The 4045-nt window shown below is 74.3% G+C and carries 4 protein-coding genes and 1 pseudogene; 1 reads left to right on the top strand and 4 read right to left on the bottom strand.

From position 1 onward, the window contains the following. Positions 1-672: 672 nt before the first annotated feature. Positions 673-1896 carry a phosphoserine phosphatase SerB gene (serB, locus tag GT045_RS35305; RefSeq protein ID WP_202529324.1) on the top strand — a complete coding sequence of 408 codons (1224 nt, stop codon included), beginning with the start codon at positions 673-675 and terminating at the stop codon, positions 1894-1896. A gap of 108 nt (positions 1897-2004) precedes the next feature. Here the strand turns inward: serB and GT045_RS35300 are convergent, their stop codons facing one another. The 4 genes and pseudogenes from GT045_RS35300 to GT045_RS35290 form a co-directional block, all read right to left on the bottom strand. Then, the gene (locus GT045_RS35300; protein ID WP_161287494.1) at positions 2005-2523 is read right to left on the bottom strand and encodes a histidine phosphatase family protein; all 519 of its coding nucleotides are present in this window, start codon (positions 2521-2523) and stop codon (positions 2005-2007) included. An 80-nt stretch (positions 2524-2603) separates the two neighbouring features. Beyond that, positions 2604-2810 (bottom strand): hypothetical protein, encoded by a 207-nt coding sequence (locus GT045_RS35295; RefSeq protein ID WP_161336713.1) that lies wholly within the window; start codon positions 2808-2810, stop codon positions 2604-2606. Between the two features lie 354 nt (positions 2811-3164). Continuing rightward, a complete protein-coding gene (locus GT045_RS40605; protein ID WP_272921377.1) occupies positions 3165-3284 on the bottom strand; it encodes an SGM_5486 family transporter-associated protein in 120 nt (39 codons plus the stop codon). 56 nt (positions 3285-3340) lie between these two features. Then, positions 3341-4045 (bottom strand): annotated as a pseudogene (locus tag GT045_RS35290) (MFS transporter); the annotation flags it as partial.

Here is a 4045-nt window from a genome sequence, read left to right as displayed (position 1 = left end):
CGTGGCCCGGCGCGGTGGGGGGCACCGGTGCGGAGCCGGGCATGGCGGAGGGCGCTGGGCCGGGGGTTTACGGGTGCGGCGGGGGTGGCGGTGCCGGGGGCGAGGGGGGCGGGGTGATCGGAGGGCAGGGCGGCGGTGCTGCCCGGCGTCCCGGGTACGTCTCCGAGGTCGGCCCCTACCTGCCGAGCAGGCCGTACCGGCCGCCCGACCCCCGCACCAACCCGTACCTGCGGCTGCCGGAGGAGCCCCGGGACGTCTGGCCGCCCGCCGCCGGACAGGACATGTACAGCGCCCCGACCATCGCCGCACCTCTCGGCCCTCCCCCGCGACCGCGCGGGCGACCGGCACCACGGTCGGACGAACGGCCTGACGAACTGCCTGACGGGCGGTGGGAGGGGGCGCCGGACGACGGGTGGCCGTCCCCTCCGCCCCCTCCGCGCCCTCCCGGGGAGCCGAAGCGGCACGGTTGAGTGCTCGCTGCGGTCCGCGCGGATCGCCGGAGCCGGTCCGGCGTGGCACCCTCGTGGTGGAGCCGGGGCGGTGTCCGGCGCATGCGCGGCGCCGATTTCCGGCGGCAAGGTCCCTGACACCGGTCCGCCACTCATTGTTCCGTGTCCGTCAGGCGGACCTCGGCGGCGAGCGGCACCGGGTGCCGGATACGGTGGTGCCACCATGAGCGCTTCGCAGATCTCCGCTTCGCAGACCTCCGAGGTCCCCACCCTCCTCGTCAAGATCTTCGGCAAGGATCAGCCGGGCATCACGGCGGGCCTCTTCGACACTCTCGCCGCCTACCTCGTAGACGTGGTCGACATCGAGCAGGTCGTCACCCGGGGCCGCCTGGTGCTGTGCGTGCTGGTCACGCAGCCGCCGGCCGGTCTGGAGGGTGACCTGCGGGCCACCGTGCACAGCTGGGCCGAGTCGATGAGGATGCAGGCGGAGATCATCTCGGGGCACGGCGACAACCGGCCCCGCGGCCTCGGGCGCTCCCTGGTGACCGTTCTCGGTCACCCCCTCACCGCCGAGTCGACGGCCGCGATCGCCGCCCGGATCGCGAAGGCCGGCGGCAACATCGACCGGATCTTCCGGCTGGCCAAGTATCCGGTGACCGCGGTGGAGTTCGCGGTGTCCGGCGTGGAGACCGAACCGCTGCGCACAGCCCTGGCCTCCGACGCCGCGGCACTGGGTGTCGACATCGCGGTGGTCTCGGCGGGGCTGCACCGGCGTGCGCAGCGGCTCGTGGTCATGGACGTGGACTCGACCCTGATCCAGGACGAGGTCATCGAGCTGTTCGCCGCGCACGCCGGCTGTGAGGACCAGGTCGCCGCGGTGACGGCGGCGGCGATGCGCGGGGAGCTGGACTTCGAGCAGTCGCTCCACGCGCGCGTGGCGCTGCTGGCGGGGCTGGACGCGTCGGTGGTGGAGAAGGTGCGGGAGCAGGTCCGGCTGACGCCGGGCGCGCGCACCCTCATCCGCACCCTGAAGCGGCTCGGCTACCAAGTGGGGGTGGTCTCCGGTGGCTTCACCCAGGTCACCGATGACCTGCAGGAGCGGCTGGGGCTGGACTTCGCGCAGGCCAACACGCTGGAGATCGTCGACGGCAGGCTGACCGGCCGGGTCGTGGGAGAGATCGTGGACCGGGCGGGCAAGGCGCGGCTGCTGCGCCGGTTCGCCGCGGAGGCCGGGGTGCCGCTGTCGCAGACGGTGGCGATCGGTGACGGCGCCAATGACCTGGACATGCTGAACGCGGCGGGCCTGGGCGTGGCCTTCAACGCCAAGCCGGTGGTCCGGGAGGCGGCGCACACGGCGGTGAACTTCCCCTTCCTCGACACCGTCCTGTATCTCCTCGGTGTCACCCGGGAAGAGGTCGAGGCCGCCGACACGCACGACGAGGACTGAGCGGAACCGCGGCCCGCACGGGCCCGGCGCAGGGCCGGGCGCAGGGCCCCGGCACCCGGTGAGGTGCGGCGGGCCCCGCGCCGTTCCGTGCGCCCGAACGGCGCCGGGTCAGTCGGAGGGGGCCCAGTACTCCGTGAGCGTGGCCGCGCCGGGTTCGACGGCCTTCCAGGGGCCGTCGAAGGTCAGCAGGACGAAGCCGGCGGCGGGGAAGCCGCGGCGGTTCATCCGTTCGCGGGCGTCCCCCTCGGCCGAGCCGGTCAGGATGTCGGCGAGGCCGTGGACGCCCGGGTTGTGGCCGATCAGGATCACGTTCCGCACGTCGTCGGGGACCTCGTTGAGCACGGCGATCAGCTCGCCGGGCGAGGCCTCGTAGACCCGCTCCTCGTAGACGGTCTTCGGCCGGTGCGCCAGCTCGTGGACCGCGAGCTTCCAGGTCTCGCGGGTGCGGGTCGCCGTGGAGCACAGGGCCAGGTCGAAGGTGACGCCGGTGTCGGCCAGTCTGCGTCCGGCGACTGCGGCGTCCGTGCGGCCCCGCTCGGCGAGCGGGCGCTCGTGGTCGGTGACCTGGGGCCAGTCGGCTTTCGCATGCCGGAAGAGGACGATCCTGCGGGGTTCTGCGACGCTCATGGGTCCCAGCTTCGCATGAAACAGGCCACCTGGCGCAGGGAGTTGACGTGGGGATTCACCGCGACGAGCCGCGGGTGCCGTCAGCGGGTGAGGAGCTGCCGGGCGTGCTCCAGGACCCGGGCGACCGCCGGGGCGCCGCTCGCCGCCTGGGCGTCCGAGGGGTTCGCTATCAGGGCGAGCAGCACGACGAACGCGAGGGCGGGCAGGGCGAGCGCCCACCAGGGCAGCCGGATGGCGGCGCCGCCCGTGGTCGCCGGGTGGGGGCGGGGGTGGGTGCGGGCCGGCATGGTCGCCTCCGTGGGGCCTCGAGCGGGTCCGTGACCGCCTGCCGCGGCCACATCTCGAAGCTACGGAATCCGGGCCCGCCAACCCATCCGGAGTTCCACCCAGTTGACCCTGACCCTGGCCCCCTAGGGGATGGTGGGGCCAGCCCCACCATCGGCCCCGGGGAGGCGTGGTCAGACCCGGGCGCCGTGGCCAGGCCCGGGAGAAGCCTCCGCCAGGCCCGGGGGCCGTCATCAGGCCCGGGAGAAGCCTCCGTCAGGCCCGGGGGCCGTCATCAGGCCCGGGGGCCGTGGCCAGGCCCGGGGGCCGTGGCCAGGCCCGGGAGAACCCGTCGTCAGGCCCGGGAGAAGCCGTCGTCAGGGGGAGGCGATGGTCGCCACGACGGCGATGATCACGAAGATGGCGAGGAACGAGCCGAAGACGAGCAGCAGCTTCTTCTGGCCGTTCTTCGGGTTCGGGTCGAGCACAGGCTGCATGGGCCCAGTCTCGCACCCCGCGCCCGTCCGGCGGCGCCGGGGGCACCCGGGCCGGCTCAGCGTGTCGCCTCGTCCTCGATCGTCCGGTCGCGGCCGGCCAGGAAGCCCACCACCATCTGCGGCACCATCAGGGCCGCCATGAGCGCGATCGGCAGTCCCCAGCCGCCGCTCTGCTGGTAGAGCACGCCGACCAGCAGCGGGCCGGGGATGGAGATCAGATAGCCGGTGCTCTGGGCGAACGCGGACAGCTGGGCCACGCCCGGACCGCTGCGGGCCCGCATGCCGACCATCGTCAGGGCGAGCGGGAAGGCGCAGTTGGAGACGCCGAGCAGCAGGGCCCAGGCCCAGGCGCCACCGGCGGGGGCGAAGTACAGACCGGCGTATCCGGCGAGGCCGCAGACGCCCAGGACCAGCACGATCGGCCCCTGGTGGGGCAGGCGGGTGGCGACCCTCGGGATGACGAAGGCGAGCGGCACGCCCATCACCATGGTGACGGCGAGCAGCACGCCCGCGGTGCCGGCCGGGACGCCGGCGTCCCGGAAGATCTGCGGCATCCAGCCCATGGTGATGTAGGCGGCCGTGGCCTGGAGGCCGAAGAAGACGGCGAGCGCCCAGGCGGTGCGGCTGCGGGTCAGGCGCAGCGGGGCGTGCTGCTGCGTGGTCCCGCGCGCGGACTGCTGCGTGGTCCCGCGCGCGGACTGCTGCGTGGTCCCGCGCGCGGACTGCTGCGGCTGCGTGGCGGGGCCGGCGCGGTGCCGGAC

It is taken from the genome of Streptomyces sp. SID486 (genome assembly GCF_009865385.1).
Classification (GTDB): domain Bacteria; phylum Actinomycetota; class Actinomycetes; order Streptomycetales; family Streptomycetaceae; genus Streptomyces.
This window is presented reverse-complemented; position numbering and strand designations above follow the sequence as displayed.

Bases quoted from the DNA above. Each gene is read 5' to 3' on its own strand.
- serB (WP_202529324.1), top strand. From the start codon at position 673: ATGAGCGCTTCGCAGATCTCCGCTTCGCAGACCTCCGAGGTCCCCACC.
- GT045_RS35300 (WP_161287494.1), bottom strand. From the start codon at position 2,523: ATGAGCGTCGCAGAACCCCGCAGGATCGTCCTCTTCCGGCATGCGAAA.
- GT045_RS35295 (WP_161336713.1), bottom strand. From the start codon at position 2,810: ATGCCGGCCCGCACCCACCCCCGCCCCCACCCGGCGACCACGGGCGGC.
- GT045_RS40605 (WP_272921377.1), bottom strand. From the start codon at position 3,284: ATGCAGCCTGTGCTCGACCCGAACCCGAAGAACGGCCAGAAGAAGCTG.